Origin of the sequence: Alicyclobacillus fastidiosus, assembly GCF_026651875.1 — a bacterium.
Classification (GTDB): Bacteria; Bacillota; Bacilli; order Alicyclobacillales; family Alicyclobacillaceae; genus Alicyclobacillus; species Alicyclobacillus fastidiosus.
The window spans coordinates 5,474,002-5,493,246 of sequence record NZ_CP104067.1; the positions used below are offsets into that span (position 1 = coordinate 5,474,002).

At 59.5% G+C, this 19,245-nt stretch carries 19 protein-coding genes and 2 riboswitches; of the genes, 5 read left to right on the top strand and 14 right to left on the bottom strand.

What is annotated here, in order from left to right:
- Positions 1-123: 123 nt before the first annotated feature.
- From NZD89_RS26620 to NZD89_RS26685, 14 genes are all read right to left on the bottom strand, one after another.
- Entirely contained in the window at positions 124-657 is a 534-nt protein-coding gene (locus tag NZD89_RS26620) for a histidine phosphatase family protein (protein WP_268005647.1), read from the bottom strand.
- 78 nt (positions 658-735) lie between these two features.
- Entirely contained in the window at positions 736-1,116 is a 381-nt protein-coding gene (locus NZD89_RS26625) for a (2Fe-2S) ferredoxin domain-containing protein (RefSeq protein WP_268005648.1), read from the bottom strand.
- A gap of 93 nt (positions 1,117-1,209) precedes the next feature.
- Positions 1,210-2,628 (bottom strand): cobyrinic acid a,c-diamide synthase CobB, encoded by a 1,419-nt coding sequence (locus tag NZD89_RS26630; RefSeq protein WP_268005649.1) that lies wholly within the window; start codon positions 2,626-2,628, stop codon positions 1,210-1,212.
- Entirely contained in the window at positions 2,628-3,743 is a 1,116-nt protein-coding gene (locus NZD89_RS26635; RefSeq protein ID WP_268005650.1) for a cobalt-precorrin 5A hydrolase, read from the bottom strand. The genes NZD89_RS26630 and NZD89_RS26635 overlap by 1 nt, the downstream gene beginning before the upstream one ends.
- Complete coding sequence (cobM, locus tag NZD89_RS26640; protein WP_268005651.1) at positions 3,736-4,530, bottom strand: precorrin-4 C(11)-methyltransferase; 795 nt, start codon at positions 4,528-4,530, stop codon at positions 3,736-3,738. Before cobM ends, NZD89_RS26635 begins: the two co-directional genes overlap by 8 nt.
- Complete coding sequence (cobI, locus tag NZD89_RS26645) at positions 4,527-5,249, bottom strand: precorrin-2 C(20)-methyltransferase (RefSeq protein ID WP_268005652.1); 723 nt, start codon at positions 5,247-5,249, stop codon at positions 4,527-4,529. The genes cobM and cobI overlap by 4 nt, the downstream gene beginning before the upstream one ends.
- Positions 5,230-6,483 (bottom strand): precorrin-6y C5,15-methyltransferase (decarboxylating) subunit CbiE, encoded by a 1,254-nt coding sequence (gene cbiE, locus NZD89_RS26650; protein ID WP_268005653.1) that lies wholly within the window; start codon positions 6,481-6,483, stop codon positions 5,230-5,232. Before cbiE ends, cobI begins: the two co-directional genes overlap by 20 nt.
- Positions 6,473-7,567, bottom strand: coding sequence for a cobalt-precorrin-5B (C(1))-methyltransferase (locus NZD89_RS26655; RefSeq protein WP_268008630.1), 1,095 nt, complete (start codon positions 7,565-7,567; stop codon positions 6,473-6,475). Before NZD89_RS26655 ends, cbiE begins: the two co-directional genes overlap by 11 nt.
- 15 nt (positions 7,568-7,582) lie before the next feature.
- On the bottom strand, positions 7,583-8,236 hold the full coding sequence (locus NZD89_RS26660) for a precorrin-8X methylmutase (protein WP_268005654.1): 654 nt from the start codon (positions 8,234-8,236) through the stop codon (positions 7,583-7,585).
- 43 nt (positions 8,237-8,279) lie between these two features.
- Positions 8,280-9,053, bottom strand: a complete 774-nt coding sequence (gene cobK, locus NZD89_RS26665; protein WP_268005655.1) for a precorrin-6A reductase — start codon at positions 9,051-9,053, stop codon at positions 8,280-8,282.
- Positions 9,054-9,072: 19 nt separating this feature from the next.
- Positions 9,073-10,713 carry a precorrin-3B C(17)-methyltransferase gene (gene cobJ, locus NZD89_RS26670; protein ID WP_268005656.1) on the bottom strand — a complete coding sequence of 547 codons (1,641 nt, stop codon included), beginning with the start codon at positions 10,711-10,713 and terminating at the stop codon, positions 9,073-9,075.
- Between the two features lie 25 nt (positions 10,714-10,738).
- The gene (cobA, locus tag NZD89_RS26675) at positions 10,739-11,527 is read right to left on the bottom strand and encodes a uroporphyrinogen-III C-methyltransferase (protein WP_268005657.1); all 789 of its coding nucleotides are present in this window, start codon (positions 11,525-11,527) and stop codon (positions 10,739-10,741) included.
- 15 nt (positions 11,528-11,542) lie between these two features.
- Positions 11,543-12,466: a sirohydrochlorin chelatase gene (locus tag NZD89_RS26680; RefSeq protein ID WP_268005658.1), complete on the bottom strand. Its 924-nt coding sequence runs from the start codon at positions 12,464-12,466 to the stop codon at positions 11,543-11,545.
- Between the two features lie 137 nt (positions 12,467-12,603).
- Positions 12,604-12,785, bottom strand: a riboswitch (cobalamin riboswitch).
- Positions 12,786-12,898: 113 nt separating this feature from the next.
- Positions 12,899-13,921 carry a ThiF family adenylyltransferase gene (locus NZD89_RS26685; RefSeq protein WP_268005659.1) on the bottom strand — a complete coding sequence of 341 codons (1,023 nt, stop codon included), beginning with the start codon at positions 13,919-13,921 and terminating at the stop codon, positions 12,899-12,901.
- Positions 13,922-14,103: 182 nt separating this feature from the next.
- Between NZD89_RS26685 and thiE the strand changes: the two genes are divergently transcribed.
- The 5 genes from thiE to thiC all read left to right on the top strand — a co-directional run bounded on the left by thiE (position 14,104) and on the right by thiC (position 19,108).
- A complete protein-coding gene (gene thiE, locus NZD89_RS26690; protein ID WP_268005660.1) occupies positions 14,104-14,820 on the top strand; it encodes a thiamine phosphate synthase in 717 nt (238 codons plus the stop codon).
- 6 nt (positions 14,821-14,826) lie between these two features.
- Positions 14,827-15,963, top strand: a complete 1,137-nt coding sequence (gene thiO / locus NZD89_RS26695) for a glycine oxidase ThiO (protein ID WP_268005661.1) — start codon at positions 14,827-14,829, stop codon at positions 15,961-15,963.
- Positions 15,960-16,160: a sulfur carrier protein ThiS gene (thiS, locus tag NZD89_RS26700; protein WP_268005662.1), complete on the top strand. Its 201-nt coding sequence runs from the start codon at positions 15,960-15,962 to the stop codon at positions 16,158-16,160. Before thiO ends, thiS begins: the two co-directional genes overlap by 4 nt.
- 74 nt (positions 16,161-16,234) lie before the next feature.
- Positions 16,235-17,038: a thiazole synthase gene (locus tag NZD89_RS26705; protein WP_268005663.1), complete on the top strand. Its 804-nt coding sequence runs from the start codon at positions 16,235-16,237 to the stop codon at positions 17,036-17,038.
- A gap of 112 nt (positions 17,039-17,150) precedes the next feature.
- Positions 17,151-17,258: riboswitch (TPP riboswitch) on the top strand.
- Between the two features lie 98 nt (positions 17,259-17,356).
- Complete coding sequence (thiC, locus tag NZD89_RS26710) at positions 17,357-19,108, top strand: phosphomethylpyrimidine synthase ThiC (RefSeq protein ID WP_268005664.1); 1,752 nt, start codon at positions 17,357-17,359, stop codon at positions 19,106-19,108.
- The last annotated feature ends 137 nt before the right edge of the window (positions 19,109-19,245 follow it).

The window sequence follows — 19,245 nt, forward strand, 5'->3', positions numbered from 1 at the left end:
CCATATGGAAAAATGTCACCCAGTCTGTCAGGCGCTACTCCATGGACTGGGTGACATTTTTTGACCAGCTGCCGGCACGGACGGCTCGGTGCCCGGATGGTTGGACGCCCACAGCCGCCCCTATCACTCCACCACGAGGTCGATATAGGAGCCGTTCGGAATGATGCCAATGCTGAGATTGTGGCTCTTAGCTGCCAATCGGATGACACTCCCGTGCGTGATGGCCAATACGGTTTGGCCTGCAAAACGCGCGCGAAGAGTATCCATGGCGCGTTTGACGCGCAACAGCACGTCGTCTTCCTGTTCTATTCCGAATGCGTTCGTGGCGACGAGTTCCACGTCGTCGATATCGTAATCTCGGCGAATGTCATCTTTGGTTCTCCCCTCAAGTTCCCCAAATGACCTTTCCCGCAAATCGTTCAGGACCACGAACGGCATGTGGAAATGTTCTGCGCAGATCTCTGCAGATTGGATGGCACGCAGGAGTGGGCTCGTCACAATGGCGGCAATCCTGCCTTCGAATTCCCGTCGAAGCGCCACACAAGCGCTCCTCACCTGAGAAATGCCTGTTTCATTTAACGATGTAGGTTTTCCACCCTGTAGTCTCGCGCCCTTATTCCAGTCGGTTTCACCATGACGCAGAAGAATCAGCCGCATCACGGCCACCCCCTCATCCTCTAGCAAACGGCATACGGTTCCTACATCGCGGCGTACCGCCTTGTTCAAAGCAGCGGTCTAGACGAATCTTTGAAATTCATACTGGAGAAGTTCGGCAGGCAGCTCTGCGGATTCACCGAGGTCGGCCGTTTCCTGCGCCCATTCGACTAGCCAGCGAAATGGTTCAGCGCCCTCGATGCCACCAAACCACCGCTGCCCCTCGCCGGTGATCATACTCACCACATTGACAATGTCACATGGACCAAGGCATCCGCTGATGGTCAGCTGGACGTGTTTTTGCAACCGCCTCTCCTTCCACGTCTGTTTGAGCCAGTCCACTGGAATCTCTGGCTTCCCCTTGTCTGTACGACCACAACAACAGCCGGAACACACGACAATCTGGGCTAATACCTGTCGTTTTGTCGCAATGCCAAATGATTCTTCAGCGGTAATATCCATGAACATCCCTCCACACGGCGTTCTCGTCGTCGACGGAGAACCATTTCGTAAGTACCAAAGTGCATCACCAGGTGCGTTCCTACTTGGTACCAATCATCCGATCTCGCCTGTTCCATCCGGCGCCACAAGTTCCTCGCGGCGCTCCCGGTACCTGCAACAAGCCTGTAGCAGTCGCTCGACCATCTTTGGATTCGATGCGAAGTGCAGGTGCGTATACCCAGCGAGTACATTGCCCATCGCGTACCCTTCCTCTTTGACGCCGCGTAGGCCCTTGGTCACGTACGCGAATGGCCAGTCTTTTGCCGCAAACGCCGTCGTCGAGTAATGGAACTCGTGACCGCGCGCCGTTTCCCCTTTACAGAGCAGAAGATTATCCTCGATCGCGGTGACCTCGCGATAGCCAAGTGCCACTCGTTTGGTTTGCATTTGTACGGTCGCCGGGATGGCTCCAACCATTCGGTGCTGTGTGCCGGCTCTATCCGCGAGAGCGCTCGTGAGAAACATAAATCCACCGCATTCCGCAAACACAGGCATGCCGGCGGACACGGCCCGTAGAACACTGGCCAAGACTTCGCCATGTTCACTGAGACGACCGGCAAACTCCTCCGGAAATCCTCCGCCAACATAGAGCCCATCCGCGTCATCGGGCACTGGTTCTCCGTCCAACGGGCGAAAGTATACAATCCTTCCCCCATACCACTCAATCAGTTCCAGGTTCTCGGGATAGTAGAAATTAAACGCACTATCGCGGGCGACGGCGAGTTTTGCACACGGTGTCCGAGGCTGCCCGACAAAAAGTGACGGTTGTGGCGGGTTCCACTGCGCATGCGCCTCAGCCAACTGTAAAATCCTGTCGATGTCGATCGATTGCTCAGCGGTTGTCGCTAGCGCATCGAACAGAGGCGCCATTTCGCCGCGCTCGATGGCAGGCACCAGTCCAAGGTGACGGGCCGGGATGTCGATGGCGTCCTGCCGCAAGAGGTAGCCGACGACCGGGACGTTGCACTCCTGCTCAATCGCCGCCTTCACCATCTCATAGTGCCCCTTGCTACCCACGCGGTTGACGATGATACCCGCCAGATTGACGCCTGGGTCAAGCCGCTGGAAGCCAAGGACCACGGCGGCCGCACTTCGCGCCATACTGGAAACGTTGACGACCAGGATGACCGGCGCGTTCAACAAGGTGCTGACCTCAGCGGTGCTGCCTGCGTTCGACAGCGGATCCTTCCCGTCATACAGCCCCATCACACCTTCTATCACCGAGATGTCGGCGTCGCGACTGCCGCGATCAAACACTTCTCGCACGATGTCTTTCGCCATCATCCATGTGTCGAGGTTGCGCGAGGGGCGGCCAGTTAACGCTGTGTGATAGCTTGGGTCAATATAATCCGGTCCCACCTTAAACCCCTGTACACGCAATTCGCGCCGCCTCAATGCCGCCATGATTCCAAGGGTGACGGTCGTTTTGCCCGTTCCGCTGCTCGCGCCTGCAATCACAATTCGCGGCCGCATTATCGAGACACCCCTAAAACGGGCTTGGCGGAGTCCGGCGTGAGACAAACCGACACGGTCACGTTCCCCGATCTCACCTTTTCGACGACCCACTCCGTCGCCCCGGAGGACAGGCGGGCAGCCGGTTCGCTCACGCCATAGGCGCCGACGAACTTGTAGACCGTCTCGGAAGGGTTGGGAATCTCCACCGCGTTGAGTTCCTCGGCCGGATAGGTGACCAAGGGCAAGCCATTCTTCTCACAGAATGCGATGAGCCCTGGCTCATCCCCCTTTACGTCGATGGTGGCAACGTTCCGGACGCTCTGAGGCGACAGGTTCGCCGCACGAAGTGTCGCATCGACGACGTCTTCGATTTCTCTCTCCGACGTCCCGCGGTTGCAGCCAATCCCAAGCACAATGACCTTTGGCCGGTATAACACGCCGTTTTCGAGAAAGGCCGCCGCCTCCTCTGCCGACAACAGCCGCGGCGTAATGACGAGCGCGGCGTCAAACGGCTCCTTCATCGCATCCGCCATGTTGTCAAACCGGCGCAAATGGCTTGGCATCGGCTGATCATAGGTCCACCAGTCGCGCTCGCCCGCCTCCTGAACGATGTGGACGCGCTCTTCGTTGACGACTGCTGCGCTCACCTGCGTAACCTTGTCAAAGTTTGCAATCTCCCAGCCATACGCGCGGCCAAGTAGGTCCACTGCCAGGGTTTGGCCGACGTCCGACGCCGTCGTGATGATGGGCCTGGCGCCGAGCGCCTTCGCGACCTCGCGCGTCAAGTCGTTGGCGCCACCCAGGTGGCCAGACAAGACGCTGATGACGTTCTCCGCCCGATCATCGATGACGACCACACCCGGGTCCGTCTTCTTATCCTTGAGCAACGGTGCGATGAGGCGCACCATCGCACCAAGTGAAAAGATGCCAATGAGCCCGGAGTACGTCCTGAACAGGGACGGCACGTGTGCCACGACGGAGCCCGAAAAGGCGGTAATCCCCCGCGCGTGTTCGTCGCCTTTAGCAAACTTCTCCGGATAGTACACGTCCACATCTGGCATCCGTTCCTGTAGACGCCTCGCAATCGCCGTTCCGTGTTTGGTGATAGCGACCACCGCGTTCGCTTTAGTCATGATTGGCCACGCCCCTTCGAAAGCGATGGGTAAACGTTTTGTCGTACAGTCTGGAGCGGTGCCCGTCCTCTAGTGCGATGTCGGGGTCCAGCGCCCAGCCAGCCAAAATCATGGCGTGCGTCGAAACGTGTGCGTCGCCCATGGCGCGAACGAGCCCTGACAGCGTGGTGCGAATTACCTTCTGGTCGGGCCACGTCGCCTTCTGCACCACCGCTACGGGCGTGTCAGGGGACCAGTCAGCGGCGAGCAGCTCGTCGACCGCCTTCTTAGCCAGCGTCGCGCTCAGATAGAGCGCCATGGTTGCGTGGTGACGGGCGAGATCGCGTAGTTGCTCGCCCTCTGGTACGGGTGTCCGCCCACCGACGCGCGTAAGAATGACCGTCTGGGTCAACTCGGGCACGGTCAGCTCTGCCCCCAGTACAGCAGCAGCTGCAAACACGGAGCTGACGCCAGGTACCACTTCGTACGGGATGTTCGCGCGCCGCAATAGCCCAATCTGTTCGAGGATGGCGCCAAATACGGCCGGGTCTCCCGTATGCACGCGCGCGACGCTGTGTCCCATGCGCACGTGGGCCGCCATCGACTCGACAATCTCCTCCAGCGTCATGCCTGCACTCCTGTACACCTGCGTCCCTGGCCGACAATACTGAAGCAACTCTTCACGAACCAGGCTGTCGGTGTAGATGACGACATCTGCCTGCTCGAGAATGCGCATTCCTTTCACCGTGATGAGCTCCGGATCTCCTGGGCCGGCCCCGACGATGTAGACCTTTGCTTCGAGCCTCATTTTCTCACCACCATCAACGTTAAATAGTTGAGTTGTGCGCCTTTCAAATCGCGGACGTCGTGCCAGACGCGCTCGTTGGACGAAGTCACTTTCGTGCAGACCATCGCTTTGTCCGTGAGTCCGAGTTCGTCGAGCAACTCAATCATGGTGTCGAGCACTTTCGCGACCTTCAGGAACACCACGCAGTCGTGGCGCAACAGTGCATCGCGCATACCCTGGCGGTCGTCCTGCGCAGGGACGATGGCCACCACCTCGTCCCCGTCAGCCAGGGGGATACCTAGGGTATTCGCTGCAGCGTTGACCGAAGAGATACCCGGTACGGAGATCACCTTTGCTTCCGGATGAAGGGATTTGACGAGGCGGCTCATGTGGATAAACGTACTGTAGAGCATCGGATCACCCTCGGTGACGAAGACCACGTCTTCCCCCTGTGCCAGGTGGGCCCAGACGGAGTCGACGGTCTTTCGCCACGACGCCTGCAGCACATCCTCGTCTCTCGTCATCGGAAAGACGAGGCCGAGCATTTTCTTTTCCGCCGCATCGACATACAGTTCCACAATCTCCAGTGCGTAGCTCTTTGCGCCCTTGCGCTTGTTCGGGTACGCGATGACCGGCGAGGTCTGCATCAACCGAAACGCTTTGACCGTAATCAACTCAGGATCTCCCGGCCCCACTCCGACACCGTAGAGCGTGCCTGTTTCAGTCGCCACTGTGCCCATCCTCCTTCGCGTCCATCCGCCAGCCGGTGACCAAATACACGGGATTCATTCCCTCAAATCTCGTCAAGTTTAAGATGGGTTTGCTCCTAGCGCTCTGAATGAGCGTGACCGATACGTTGAAGCCCAGGGCCCCAAGTGTCTGATGGGCTTCGTACAGGTTCTCAATCGTCGCCGCATTCACGACGATCCGCCCACCCTCGCGCAACCGACTCGCACAATTGCGAAGTAACTCTCCTAGTTCGCCGCCACTGCCACCGATGAACACGGCATCGGGATCTGGGAACGCGTCGAGCCCAGCCGGTGCTTTTGCGTGGATGGCCACGAAGTCCGTGCGGAACTTCACCTGATTTTCACGCAAGTTGATCAGGTCGCCTTCGTTCTTCTCCACCGCAAACACGCGCAGTTCGGGCGTCGACAAAATGGCCTCAATCGAGACGGAACCCGTGCACGCACCGATGTCCCACAACACGTCGCCTTTGTTCAGGCGCAGTTCCGCGAGGCTCTGTACGCGGACTTCCCGCTTCGTAATCAGACCTCTATCCGGCTTGCGCTGCGAGAATTCACTATCCTCCATCCCCAGCGTAAAAGCGGGCGCGCAGGCGTCAGGGCGGCGATGTAAAATCAGCACGTTCAAGGGCGCAAAGGACCGCTCGCGCAGTTCACCCAACGCGTACCATCCTGTCCGTTCCTCGTCTCCACAAAGGTGCTCCGCGACGAACGCGTCGTACTCGGTCATTTGGTACGCGAGCAGGTAATTCGCGATGGCCCCTGGCGTGTTGACCTCGTCCGTGAGTACCGCCGCAAGCGCCGCACCGTGCAATCTCTGCGCAAATCCGGCAATATCGCGCCCGTGCAGACTGATGATTCGCGCGTCTTGCCAGCCGAGTCCTGCTCTCGCAAAGGCGAGTTGAATCGAGCTCAGGTGCGGATAGATGTGCACCTGCTCACTGCCAAGCCGCTTCACGAGCGTAGATCCGATCCCGTAAAACAGCGGATCTCCGCTCGCGAGAACCGCCACCAACCGCTTGTCTGCCTCTCTTTTTATGTCTTCGATCACGGCCTGAAGCGGCGATGTGAACACTCGCTTCTCACCGGGGAAATCTGGGAAGAACGAAAGTTGCCGATCACTCCCGTACAAAACGTCCCGGGACGAAAGGACGGCGCGCACCTCCGTGGAGAGTCCCCGCACCCCGTCATCCCCGACGCCGATGACAACCACTCTTTTATCCGTCAATGTAGGCGCCTCCTAAATAGTCTCCATTTAACGTGGTCAAGTCGGTGGAAATGCGCATGCCCCCGCCGATGTGTGCGAGGACATGGGCGCAGCACGCATGTGCCAGGCGTTCAAAAAACGTCGTGTACCCCCACTCGAGCATCCAGTCCCCCACTTGGCTCGCCGTGTTCGCATCGAGAATCTGCGAGCGAAGCTGGTCGGGAACGCCGACGTCTGCGGCGATGGACTCGAGAAAGCCAAAATCGATGGGGGCACTCTTCGCATGCACCATCATGATGCCTTGTGCGACCTTCGAGAATTTGCCCATCATCCCGACGAATCGAAGTTCCGTCATCCCCGTGCGCTTGGCGTGTTTGGCAGAAAACCCGACAAAGTCGCCCATCTCCACAAACGCCTCGACGGGAAGCTCGGAGAACATCTTCATCGCGTACTTCTCGCTGCGTCCGCCGGTTGTGAGGACGAGCGTGCGAATGCCTTGCTCCTTCGCGACGTTCATCGCGTACGCAATACTGGCTTTGTACGACGCGGTGGAAAACGGCACGACGATGCCACGCGTACCGAGAATGGAGATGCCCCCGAGAATCCCGAGGCGCTCGTTGAGCGTCTTTTTGGCGATGCGCTCGCCGTCTGGCACCGAGATGACGACCTTCACACCACGCGAGACGCCGTACTCGGCCAAAACCTCCTCCACCGCTTCCTGAATCATCTTGCGCGGGACCGGATTGATGGCGGCCATCCCGACGGGGATGGGCAACCCTGGTTTCGTCACCCGGCCGACGCCGACGCCGCCATCGATGACCACGTCCGGTGCGTCCAGCCACGAGACGGTGGAGACGATGCGGGCGCCGTGGGTGGCGTCGGGATCGTCACCGCCGTCCTTGATGGTCGTCGCCGACGCGGCGTCCACAGTCACGGCGACGTCCTGCAACTGGAAGTCGACCCACTCTCCCGCAGGGATAAAAATCCTCGAAGTCCTCACAGGTTCCTGCCGAATGAGTGACAGGAGCGCACCCTTTGTGCACGCTGTCGCACACGCACCTGTCGTGTAGCCACGCCGAAGTGGTCCGTTTGGCACCTCCAGCATCTCACCCACGGCCGGTCACCGACCCTCGGCGTCCGCCAATAGCGAGATGGCGTTGACGATGGCCACGGCGACGGGGCTGCCACCCTTTCGTCCGTGATTTGCGATAAACGGAACGTCAAGCTTCATCAGCTCTTCCTTCGACTCCGCCGCAGACACGAATCCGACCGGCACCCCGACGATGAGACTGGGTTTCGCAACCCCCTCTTTCACCAGGCGAATTAACTCGAGCAGCGCGGTGGGCGCGTTGCCAATCGCGAAAATCGCGTTCGGATGCGCATTCACCGCCTTGCGAACCGAAATGATAGCCCGCGTCGTCCCTTCTTGCTTCGCCGCTTGTGCCACGTCGGCGTCCGAGATGTAGACGTGGACATCGCCGCCGTACTTGGCAATTCTCGGTTTGCTGATACCAGATTGAACCATCTGCACATCGGCGACGATGGGCTCGCCTTGACGAATCGCCGCCATGCCTGATTGCACCGCGTCTTTATGAAAGACGAGGCTGCGGCCGAGCTCGAAGTCTGCAGACGCGTGAATGACGCGCTGCACCACCTTGAATTGTTCGTCGGTAAACGGATGGGGTCCAAGTTCCTCTTCGATGATCGCAAAACTCTTTTGTTCGATTTCCTGCGGCTGCGTCGTCAGCGGCCGAAATTCCGTACCAAAATCCATTGCGCATTCCTCGCCCTCTCGTGGATTTGCAAGTGTCGCGAGACTACGAACGGTGTGTGATTCGCTCGAGTTCCGCCAACACGCCGACCTCTGTAGAAAAGCTCGTCCCATAGGCCAACTTCGGCCTGCCGATGACCACCACTTCAATCCCCATCGCCAGAGCCGCCGCCACCTTGTCATCGACGGCACCGGGTCCGCCGCTCTCCTTGGTGACCATCAGCGTGGTCTCGTAGTGGCGATAGAGCGCCTCGTTCAACTCGCGGGAAAAGGGCCCTTGCATGGCGATAATATTCCTCTGCTCCAGCCTGAGTTTTGCACACTTCTCCATGTTGTCCACGCGTGGTAACATCCGCGCGACGAGCCGAATGTCGTCGCGGCCGAGCAAACGCTCCGTAAAGATCTGCAGGGTTTTGCTTCCCGTCGTCAGCATGATGCTGCCTTTGCGCGAGAGGGCGTAATCGGCAGCCTGCTCGTACGTGTCAACATAGGTCACGAGTTCGCTGTCGCCGAATTCTTGAGTCGCGCGCTCGAAGCGAATGTAGGGGATGCCTCGGGCATCTGCCGCCGCCATGGCGGTGCGGTGCGCCTCTTCCGCAAACGGGTGACTTGCGTCCACGAGGGCCGTCGCGCCGATCTCGTCCAACAGTTGGCACATCGAATCGAGATTCAGCCGCCCACTGCGCGCACGGATTCCGGCATGCTCGAGGATTTCTGCCGCGTGGTCGGTGACCACACTCGCCAACAAGGGATACCCCTTCGCCTGGATGGAGAGGGCCAACGCCCTCGCGTCACTGGTTCCTGCCATGAAGAAAATCATTCGCCTTCCCTCCGTTTCCTCAAGATCCACACACGGAGTCGGCAATCACGATCGCGGGGCGGTCCTGGTGGACAAATCCCTCGATCTCGCCCACCCGTTGAAAAAACTTGTGAAACCGCTCGCCGGGGAACGCGTCCTCGCGGTACCGCGCGATAATCCGCTCCATCAAGTCAGGCACTTCCTCGGCCGGTATGCCCTCTGCAACGCGAGTCCCCGGTGCGGCGTTTCGCCCCGTCGTCTTCCCACCGAGAAACAAATCGAACTTTCCTTTGCGAAACACCAGTCCGATATCCTCGTTCACGGCGCCATAGCACGCCATCGCACAGCCGTTAAACCCGATTCGCAATTCCTTTTCCACTGAGAGCCCAGCCAACCGGTTCGCGATGTCCTGTGCGTAAGGGATACCCTCGAACTTCTCACCATCGCAAAAGTCGCACGCCTTCACCTTGATGACGTCGCCGACCGGCAGTACGGTGAGATGGTGTTCGCGAAGCGTCGCGACCACTTCCTCCGCCTCTGTGGTCATCGTCCTCAGGATGAGTTGGTGCGCCGTCGTGTACTCTAGCTCTCCGCCCTCTCCCGCTAGTTGTGCGAGCAAAACCAGTTGTGCCGACGTGAACTTCTTGTTGGCGACGCCGGGACTGACCGCGACTTCGAAGATCGCCGCAGGTACAGTAGCGGCGCGCGGCGTCTGTGGAATGGCGCCCTGAACCGTACCTGACAGCCGACGAAGTGCCGCCTCTGCAAAGGCGCGCGGAGATTGGTCCTTTGCGGGCGTCGAAGTCGACGGGCCGACGGGACTTTGCGTCGAGTTGTGCTCTGACTGCGTCGCGGCGTTGAGCGACCAGGGTTCGTTCTCCGGTCGCAGGCGCTCACCAGGGCGCAGGCGTTGCTCGGCCGTATTCAAGGTGTACTTCCGCTGATAGCCGCGCGGGGTGACCATGAGGTCATCGTAGTAGAATGTCGAAGCGTTCCCGATGATCACGGTGGTCAGCATGCCGATGTCGTGCGTCAGCATCTCCCCTAAATTCGTCCGGACGACGTGTTGCCTGTCTCGATAGGCGCTTTTGACGAGCCCTACTGGCGTCTCCGGCGGGCGATACTTGAGGACAATGCGCTGCGTTTCGGCAATCTGTCGCGTGCGTCGCCCACTCTTGGGGTTGTACAGCGCGATGACGAAATCGGCCGCCGCCGCGGCCTCGATGCGCCGCTCGATGACCTCCCACGGCGTCAGGTGGTCGGAAAGGCTGATGGTACACGCGTCGTGCATAATCGGTGCACCCAAGAGCGCCGCACAGGAATTGATAGCGGAAATCCCCGGGATGACCTCGACCGCAGGGTTGTCGCCTTGGTGCCAACCGCGCTCGATGAGCACCTCGTAGACGAGGCCCGCCATGCCGTAGACACCGGCGTCCCCCGATGAGATGACGGCGACCGTTTTGCCGGAGGCGGCGAGATCGACCGCCTTTTGCGCCCGGCTGACTTCCTCCGTCATGCCGGTCCGCACGATGTCCTGCGTCGTGAGTAGACCTCGAATCAGATCCACGTACGTGTTGTAGCCAATGATGACGTCGCTCTCCTGTATGGCCGTGCGTGCGCGCTCGGTGATATGCTCAAACGCACCTGGACCGAATCCGACGACAATTATCCTTCCGTCCAATCTTCATGCACCCTCCTTCTACCCGTTACAGACTCGTTGCACCCGATGCGGCCACGCGCTCATCGCGGGACATCGCCTTCGGATCAAACCAGTCGAGTTGATCGTGCATGCGCACCACGTCCCCCACGACGATCACCGCTGGCGGTTCGATGCCGCTCTGCGCCACGATGTCCGCGATGCTCTCCAGTGTCCCAACCACCGTTTGCTGTTCGGGTGTCGTCCCCAAGCGCACGACGGCGACAGGCGTATCTCCCCGCCGCCCAAAGTGGACGAGGCGATCGGCTATCTCGCGCAAATTTGCCATCCCCATGAGGATGACGACCGTCTGGCTCGATTCTGCCAACGCACCCCACGGCGTTCCTGTCGACTGCAGGCATTCGTGGCCCGTGACGACGTGGAACCCGGCGGCGAGCGAGCGGTGTGTCAGGGGGATGCCGGCGTACGCAGGTGCCGCAGTGACAGAGCTCACGCCCGGTACGACTTCATAAGGTACCCCATGGGCCCGAAGGGCCTCGGCCTCCTCCGCCCCCCGCCCGAAGACGAACGGGTCTCCCCCCTTCAGGCGAACGACCGTGTGCCCCTCCCTGGCCTTTTTCACCAGCAACGCGTCGATTTCACGTTGTGGTAACGTGTGGTGGTTGGGCGATTTCCCGACATAAATCATCTCCGCCGCATCTGCCGCAAACTCGAGAATCGACTGCGACACCAGACGGTCGTAAACCACCACGTCCGCTTTCTCGAGGACGGCTTTCGCTTTGAGGGTGAGCAAAAGCGGATCGCCCGGCCCTGCACCAACCAAAAATACGCGTCCCATCCTTCGTTCCCCCCGTTAGCCGTGCTGCCCCGCGCACGCCGGGGCCTGATGCTGATGCTGATGCTGATGCTGATGCTGATGCTGATGCTGATGCTGATGGTCGTGATGGTCGTGATGGTCGTGATGGTGGTGCGCGCCTTCCTTTCTGTACTTGCACAAGTCGCAATTCATGAACGCTTGGCCCGCCACCGCCTCTTCCTGACGGCTGAGGGCCACTTCCACGAGGTAAGGATGCATCCCAAAGTACTCTGCCATCGCCATGTTCACTTGTGGGTATTCCGTTTGTAGGCCCGCGAGAACGTCCCGCATCCGCTTCATCAGGACGCCCGTGAACAGAAAGTACGGAAGGACGACGATGTGGTTCGCGCCGAGAGCAATAGCGCGGTGTACACCTTCTGGGAGCCGTGGAAACGTGACCCCGGTGAAACACACCTCCACCGTTTTAACGCCCGTGCGCTCCCACACCTGCCGCGCGATCTTGTAGAGATCGCCGTTTGCATCCGGGTCACTGCTCCCTCGCCCCATCAGGACGATAGCCGTCTCTTCGGGACGCGCAGCAGCCCAGTTCTCCTGCTCAATTTGCTGCACATAGCGGTCTGTCAACAAATCTATCATCCGCTCGTGCAACCCAATATTGCGACCGTAGACGATCTCGACGTCAGGGTACTTCTCCCGCGCCTGGTCTAGCATTTCGGGGATTTCTAGCTTGATGTGAGAGGCTGCCAGAAGAATGATTGGAACGGCGACGATGCGCGTTGCGCCCGCGCGGACGCAACGGTCGATGCCGTCTGCGATGGTGGGGGTGGTCAGTTCCAGAAATGCGACTTCAAAATGCCTGTCCGGCGCTGCTTCGCGAACTCTATCGACAAAGTGGACGAACTCCAAGTTTCCATCGTCGTCTCGACTTCCATGACCAATACACAGGGTGATTTCTTTCACGTTTTGGCCCTCCTCTTCCACTTCGGAGGGGTGTTTGCAAGGCCACTGCAATATAAAAAGCACTCTTTTGATAAAAAAGAGTGCTTGTATACGACACGAGTCGCCCACAAACACCTCCCTATCGACCGTAGGTTGTGACGGTGTTTATAGAAAAGGCAGGTCTCCTGGCTCTGGTTCATCGCGCTCGACAGCCTTCCCAGGCCTTACACCCAGTGGCCGTTGTCGAGCTTCCCCATTACAGTGGCGGGACCGCATCGGATTTACACCGATTTCCCTATTAAGTCCACATCTTGTGGACACCTTTTCCGCGTATGAAGTTGTGCGCAGTGATGACCGCACTACCAAGTGATTCATATGGTACACGTCGATAGATATGCCGTCTAGCCCCTCTTTATGCCGCTGCGTGGACCATGTAGATACAGCCCACGCCGTTCACATACCAATGTATCTGGCGTAGAGACTCCGCGCGGTGGCCTCGTTGTCCACCCCGTGGATGAGCGCCCGCCCATCCGCAAACAAGGTGATCTGCACGTCCCCAAAATCGCACCGGAGCAATTGCGGATTGTGCCGGACCTCGCCAAACTGAGCGAGTCGTCGCGCCATTTGCGCGAGCGGTACGAGCAGGGCTGTCGGCGGTCGAACTTGAATCGTCTGGCGACCGCACATCGATACGGTGAGCCCGTCCAGCCGGGTCTCGAGGGCCGTAAATCGGCGCCCTTGACAGCACGGACAGCCCTCGCTGACAGGGCCGAACTGGACACTGCGAAACTCGTTCTTCCAGACGTCGAGATACGTCACCGCGTTTGCCAAGGCCTCCTCATTGCCCGTCAAGTATTTGAGCGTCTCCGCGACTTGAAAGGAGGCGATGATGGACACCACCGGGGCGATGACGCCGACTGTATCACACGTGTCATGCCCGCCGCTCTGGTCATTTGAGCCAAAGAGACACACCAAACAAGGTGTCTGCCCCGGGCGGAAAAACGCCGTGGTGCCATACGAGCTGACGGCCCCGCCGTAGGCCCAAGGAATCCCGTGCTTGACGGCGACGTCGTTGATGAGATACCGAACCTGAAAGTTGTCCGTCCCGTCGAGGATGACGTCGACGTCGGACAGAAGGCGCTCCGCGTTGCGCCAGCTCACGTCCTCCACCACCATCTCGATGTCGACATCTCCGTTTGCTTCCCGAAGTTTCACTGCCGCCGCCTCTGCCTTGGCCCGTCCCTGTTTTGCGTCCGCCTCGTCGTACAGCGACTGCCTTTGAAGGTTGGAAGGCTCGATGATGTCCCTGTCGATCAGTCTAGCGAACCCCACGCCGGCGCGGACGAGTTGGGTCGCCAGGACGGTCCCGAGCGCCCCCATGCCGACAATCGCCACACGCGCCTTGGCAAGCCGCGACTGTCCATCCTTCCCGATCGGTCGAAATAAGACCTGTCTGGAATACCTTGTGCTTTCCATCCCTGCGGTTTCCCCCTTGCACGACTGGCTTGACGACACCTTATCGACCATGATAGCCTAATCCCGAATTAAGCATTTGACAAATGATTCGGTCGACAACATTGGTGTCGTTAGTTGGGTTTAGAGTGGAAACCCGCCGTACCTGGTCTTCAGGTACGGCTTTTTTTATGGTGAGGTGAACTATGGACGCCGTATTGCATGTGATTAGTGATCGAAACCGCCACCGCTTGCCTCTGCTCGAAGCGCTCGTGGAATCTGCCAAAGGCGGCGCGGACGTCATTCAGATTCGCGAAAAAAAAGCGCCCGCGTCAGAGACCTACGGCTTGGTTCGCGAACTTCAACAGATTTGCACAGAAGAGCGCCTCTCCTCGCGCATTTTCGTGAACGATCGAGTCGATATCGCACTATCCACAGACGTCGCCGGGGTGCATTTGGCGGCCAAGTCGCTCCCCATTCCAGCCGTGGCTCAGTTGCGGCGCCAGACGGGGTGGCACGGTCTAATTGGTTGCTCGGTCCACGCCTTGGACGAAGCCATCCGCGCAGAGCGGGCTGGCGCCGATTACGTGACTTTCGGACACGTCTTCGCAAGCGAATCCCACCCAGGGCTTCCTCCGCGAGGGCTTTACGCGCTGCGCCGCGTAGCCGAGGCGCTGTCCATTCCCGTCATCGCCATCGGCGGGATCGACAAAACGAACGTGGGGGCCGTCTTGGAGACGGGCTGCAGCGGCGTGGCCGTGATCGGCTCCGTCTTGAATGCAGAAGATCCACTCGACGCCGTGAAGTGCCTGAAAGCGGCGATGGAGAAGTCTGACGTTTCACCGAAGGTGCCTTTTCGCCTCGCTGCGCCAGAATACAAACGAGCTGACCCACTCACCGCAAGTCACGCCAAGGAGGGCTGATTGGACATGGATGGAGTGTTTGACGTCATCGTCGTCGGCGGTGGAGCGATTGGCGCGACGAGTGCGTGGAGACTCGCACAAACCGGTCGGCGCGTCTTGTTGCTCGATCGCGGCCAGCTGGGTTCGGAGGCATCCAGTGCGGCGGCGGGCATGCTCGGGGCGCAACTGGAGGTTTCGGAACCTGGTGCATTCTATCACCTCTGCTTAGAAAGCCGCTCGTTATACCAGGATTTTGTCGACGAACTATTGGAGGCCACCGGCGTCGACGCCCAGCTTACGCACAACGGGATTTTTCAACTCGCCTACTCGGAGGAAGAGGTGCGAACGCTCCAGACGCGGATGCGCTGGCAGCTCGACGCGGGTGCCAACGCAGAGTGGTTGGACGCGGGGACCGTCGCCGAACAAGAACCGGTCGTGTCGCCATGTTTGGGCGCGCTCCTCTTGCCCGACGACAGCAACGTCAACGCCTTGCTCCTGATGCGGGCGCTCAGCATTGCCGCTCACCGATTCTGCTCTGTCGTGGAAGGTGCACAGGTGACCGACATCCAACCGCAACCAGGCGGCGGATATTCCGTCCTGACGCCCACGGGCCACTACGTGGCACAAGCGGTGGTAGTCACGGCGGGCGCCTGGGCACAAGCGCTGTTGCGGCCGTTTGCTACACCGTGCACCATTCGCCCGGTCAAGGGACAACTGTTAGCCATTCGCCCACGGCGCGGTCGAGGGATTCGCCGCACGCTGTTCAGCGAAGACGTCTACCTCGTTCCCAAACGCGACGGAACCATTGTCGTGGGCGCCACGGAGGAGAGGGACGCTGGATTCAACCGCGACGTCACCATCGATGCGCTGATGACGTTGTTGTCGAGCGTCCATCGCATGGCGCCAGGCCTCAAGGATGCCGTGTTCGAACGAAGCTGGATGGGCCTGCGGCCAGGTTCCCCACAGGGTCAGCCGTGGATTGGCGAAGTCGACGGCGCTCCAGGGCTACACGTCGCAGTGGGTCACTTCCGCAATGGAATTCTCCTCTCTCCCATCACGGGCTTAATGGTGGCCCACTCCGTGTGCCACGAACCATGGCCGACGCGTTGGCAGCCGTTCCACGTGGCGCGTGTCCACAGGCGAAATGAGGTGAGTTTGGGATGAACATCACGGTGAACGGAAAGCGACTTGAGACCCCTGCGGGGCTTTCGGTCAATCAGCTGTTAGAAGAGCTTCAGCTTGGCGAGGAACGCATCGCCGTCGAGCACAATCGACGCATCCTCGACGGCAAGGAGTTTGCGACCCTCACCCTCCAAGAGGGCGACACGCTGGAAATCGTGCGCTTTGTCGGCGGCGGCTGATGTCGCATTTGCAGGCCAGTTTCCATTGCGGCGGCAAAGCGCGGCCACATCAGCACTGAAAGGGAGCGATCACTATGGATTCACTCACCATCGCGGGACGAACCTTCCGATCCCGACTCATGGTCGGCACGGGCAAGTATCAGACTTTTACAGAGATGCGTGACGCCATCGAAGCCTCCGGTGCACAAATCGTCACCGTCGCCGTCAGGCGAGTCAATTTGGATGAGCGCGAGGAGTCGCTTTTGTCCTATATCGACCTAGACAAGTATTTTCTGCTCCCCAATACAGCCGGCTGCCACACCGCTGAAGAAGCCGTCCGCACCGCGCGACTGGCGCGGGCAGCAGGGTTGTCCAACTGGGTGAAACTCGAGGTGATTCCCGACGATGGGACGCTTTTGCCCGACCCTGTCGCGACGGTGGAGGCAGCAGAGATACTCGTCAAGGAAGGATTTGTGGTCCTGCCGTACACGACAGACGACCACACCGTCGCTTTGCGCCTGCTCGACGTCGGCTGCGCGACGGTCATGCCATTTGGATCCGCCATCGGGACCGGCCAGGGACTCCCGAATCCCGAGCGCCTGCGGCGAATTGTCGAACTCGTTCAGGGGCGGGTCCCGGTCGTGATCGACGCAGGCATCGGCGCCCCCTCTGACGCGTCGTTGGCCATGGAACTTGGTGCAGACGCGGTACTCGTCAACACCGCCATAGCGAAGGCGGCTCAACCGGTGCAGATGGCCCGCGCGATGGCGCTCGGCGTAGAGGCAGGCCGCCTCTGCTATCTCTCCGGTCGCATCCCGCGCACGGAAGTCGCATCGCCAAGCAGCCCGGAGGCGGGGCTCATCGCGGCAGGAAGCACCCCTGCCACCACGAAGTCCTAGGTTCACAGAGCAAAGAATTGGAATCGTCGATGTTCGGAGGGCTACCTTCGTACTCTGAAACGAGCCTGTTGTTCAACATCGAGATGAATGATATGGTAAATAGGACAGTACAATCTTACAAAACGGGAGCTCGGCAAACCGGGCTGAGAGGGCGAATGTGGTCGTCGACCGTAAACCTGATCTGGGTAATGCCAGCGTAGGGATTCGTTGCACACAAGCTTATTTCGTCGTGCAGAGACCGCCGCGGTTCACATCCGGCGGTCTTTTTTGGTCGTTTCCCCCGCCGCAGCCGGTTCCCCAAACCGAAGGAGGCAAATCATGTCCGACATCGAATTTTTTCCGAATAGTCAAAAGGTATACGTCGAGGGTTCCCGTCCCGACATCCGCGTACCCATGCGGGAAATCACCCTGTCCCCGACGAGTGGACGATTTGAAAATCAGGTAAACCGTCCAGTTCGCGTCTACGACACGAGCGGGATCTATACCGACGCCAAGGCCGCCACCGACGTGCAAACCGGCTTGCCGCCGATTCGTCGCAACTGGATCCTCGAACGAGGAGATGTCGAGGTCTACGAGGGGCGTGAAGTTCGCCCGATGGATAACGGATGGAAGGGCCTTGCTCCTGCGACGGCGGAAGTATTTCCAGGGCTCGACCGCAAACCGCTTCGAGCCAAACCAGGCAGAAATGTGACGCAGATGCACTACGCGCGCCAAGGTGTCATCACGCCGGAGATGGAATTCATCGCCATTCGCGAGGGGATGCAACCCGAGTTCGTGCGCGACGAAGTGGCCGCGGGCCGCGCCATCATCCCCTGCAACATCAACCACCCTGAGAGTGAACCGATGATCATCGGCCGCAATTTCCACGTGAAGATCAACGCGAACATCGGCAACTCCGCTGTCGCCTCCTCGATTGAAGCGGAAGTCGACAAGATGAGGTGGGCGACACTCTGGGGCGCCGACACGGTCATGGACTTGTCGACGGGGAAACACATCCACACTACCCGCGAGTGGGTCATCCGAAACTCGCCGGTCCCAATTGGCACCGTCCCCATCTATCAGGCCTTGGAGAAGGTCGGCGGGGAGGCGTCCGCACTGACCTGGGAAATCTTTCGCGACACACTGATTGAACAGGCTGAACAAGGTGTCGATTACTTTACGATTCACGCAGGCGTACGACTTCGCTACATTCCCCTCACCGCGAGCCGAGTGACCGGCATCGTCTCACGTGGAGGCTCCATATTGGCGGCGTGGTGCTTGGCGCATCACGAGGAAAACTTCCTCTACACGCACTTTGAAGAGATCTGCGAGATCATGAAGGCCTACGACGTGGCGTTTTCACTCGGCGACGGGTTGCGCCCGGGCTCGATTGCCGACGCAAACGACGAAGCGCAGTTCGCGGAACTCGAAACATTGGGCGAGTTGACGAAAGTCGCCTGGCAGCACGACGTTCAAGTGATGATTGAGGGGCCAGGCCACGTGCCGATGCACAAGATCAAAGAAAACGTCGATCGCCAGATGGAAGTCTGCCAAGAGGCCCCCTTTTACACGCTCGGCCCACTGACCACCGATATTGCACCGGGTTATGACCACATCACGTCGGCAATCGGCGCTGCGATGATTGGATGGTTTGGCACCGCAATGCTGTGTTACGTGACGCCGAAGGAACACCTGGGACTGCCGAACAGGGACGACGTGAAGGAAGGTGTCGTCGCGTATAAGATCGCCGCGCACGCCGCCGACCTAGCAAAGGGACACCCAAATGCGCAGCAACGGGACGACGCCCTCTCCAAGGCGCGCTTCGAGTTTCGCTGGCGAGATCAATTCAATCTGTCGCTGGACCCACAGCGCGCGATTGCCTTCCACGATGAGACCTTACCTGCGGAACCCGCAAAAACCGCACACTTTTGCTCCATGTGCGGGCCGAAATTCTGCAGTATGAAAATTACCCAGGACATTCGGGAGTACGCGAAAGCGCGTGGCCTCGACGTCGAATCGTCCATCGCCGCCGGTATGGAACAGAAGGCAAAGGAGTTTCGTTCGTCAGGCGGTGAAGTGTATCAGAGCTAAAGCGCGACTCTAGGCACTCAAACAAAAAGAGGTGTCCATAGGCCATGTTTCATGCCTGGGACACCTCCTCGCACCACCGCTACGGAAACGGCCGACTCGGAAGCCGTTGCCAACTGCGATGGCAAGGGGTCAATCGC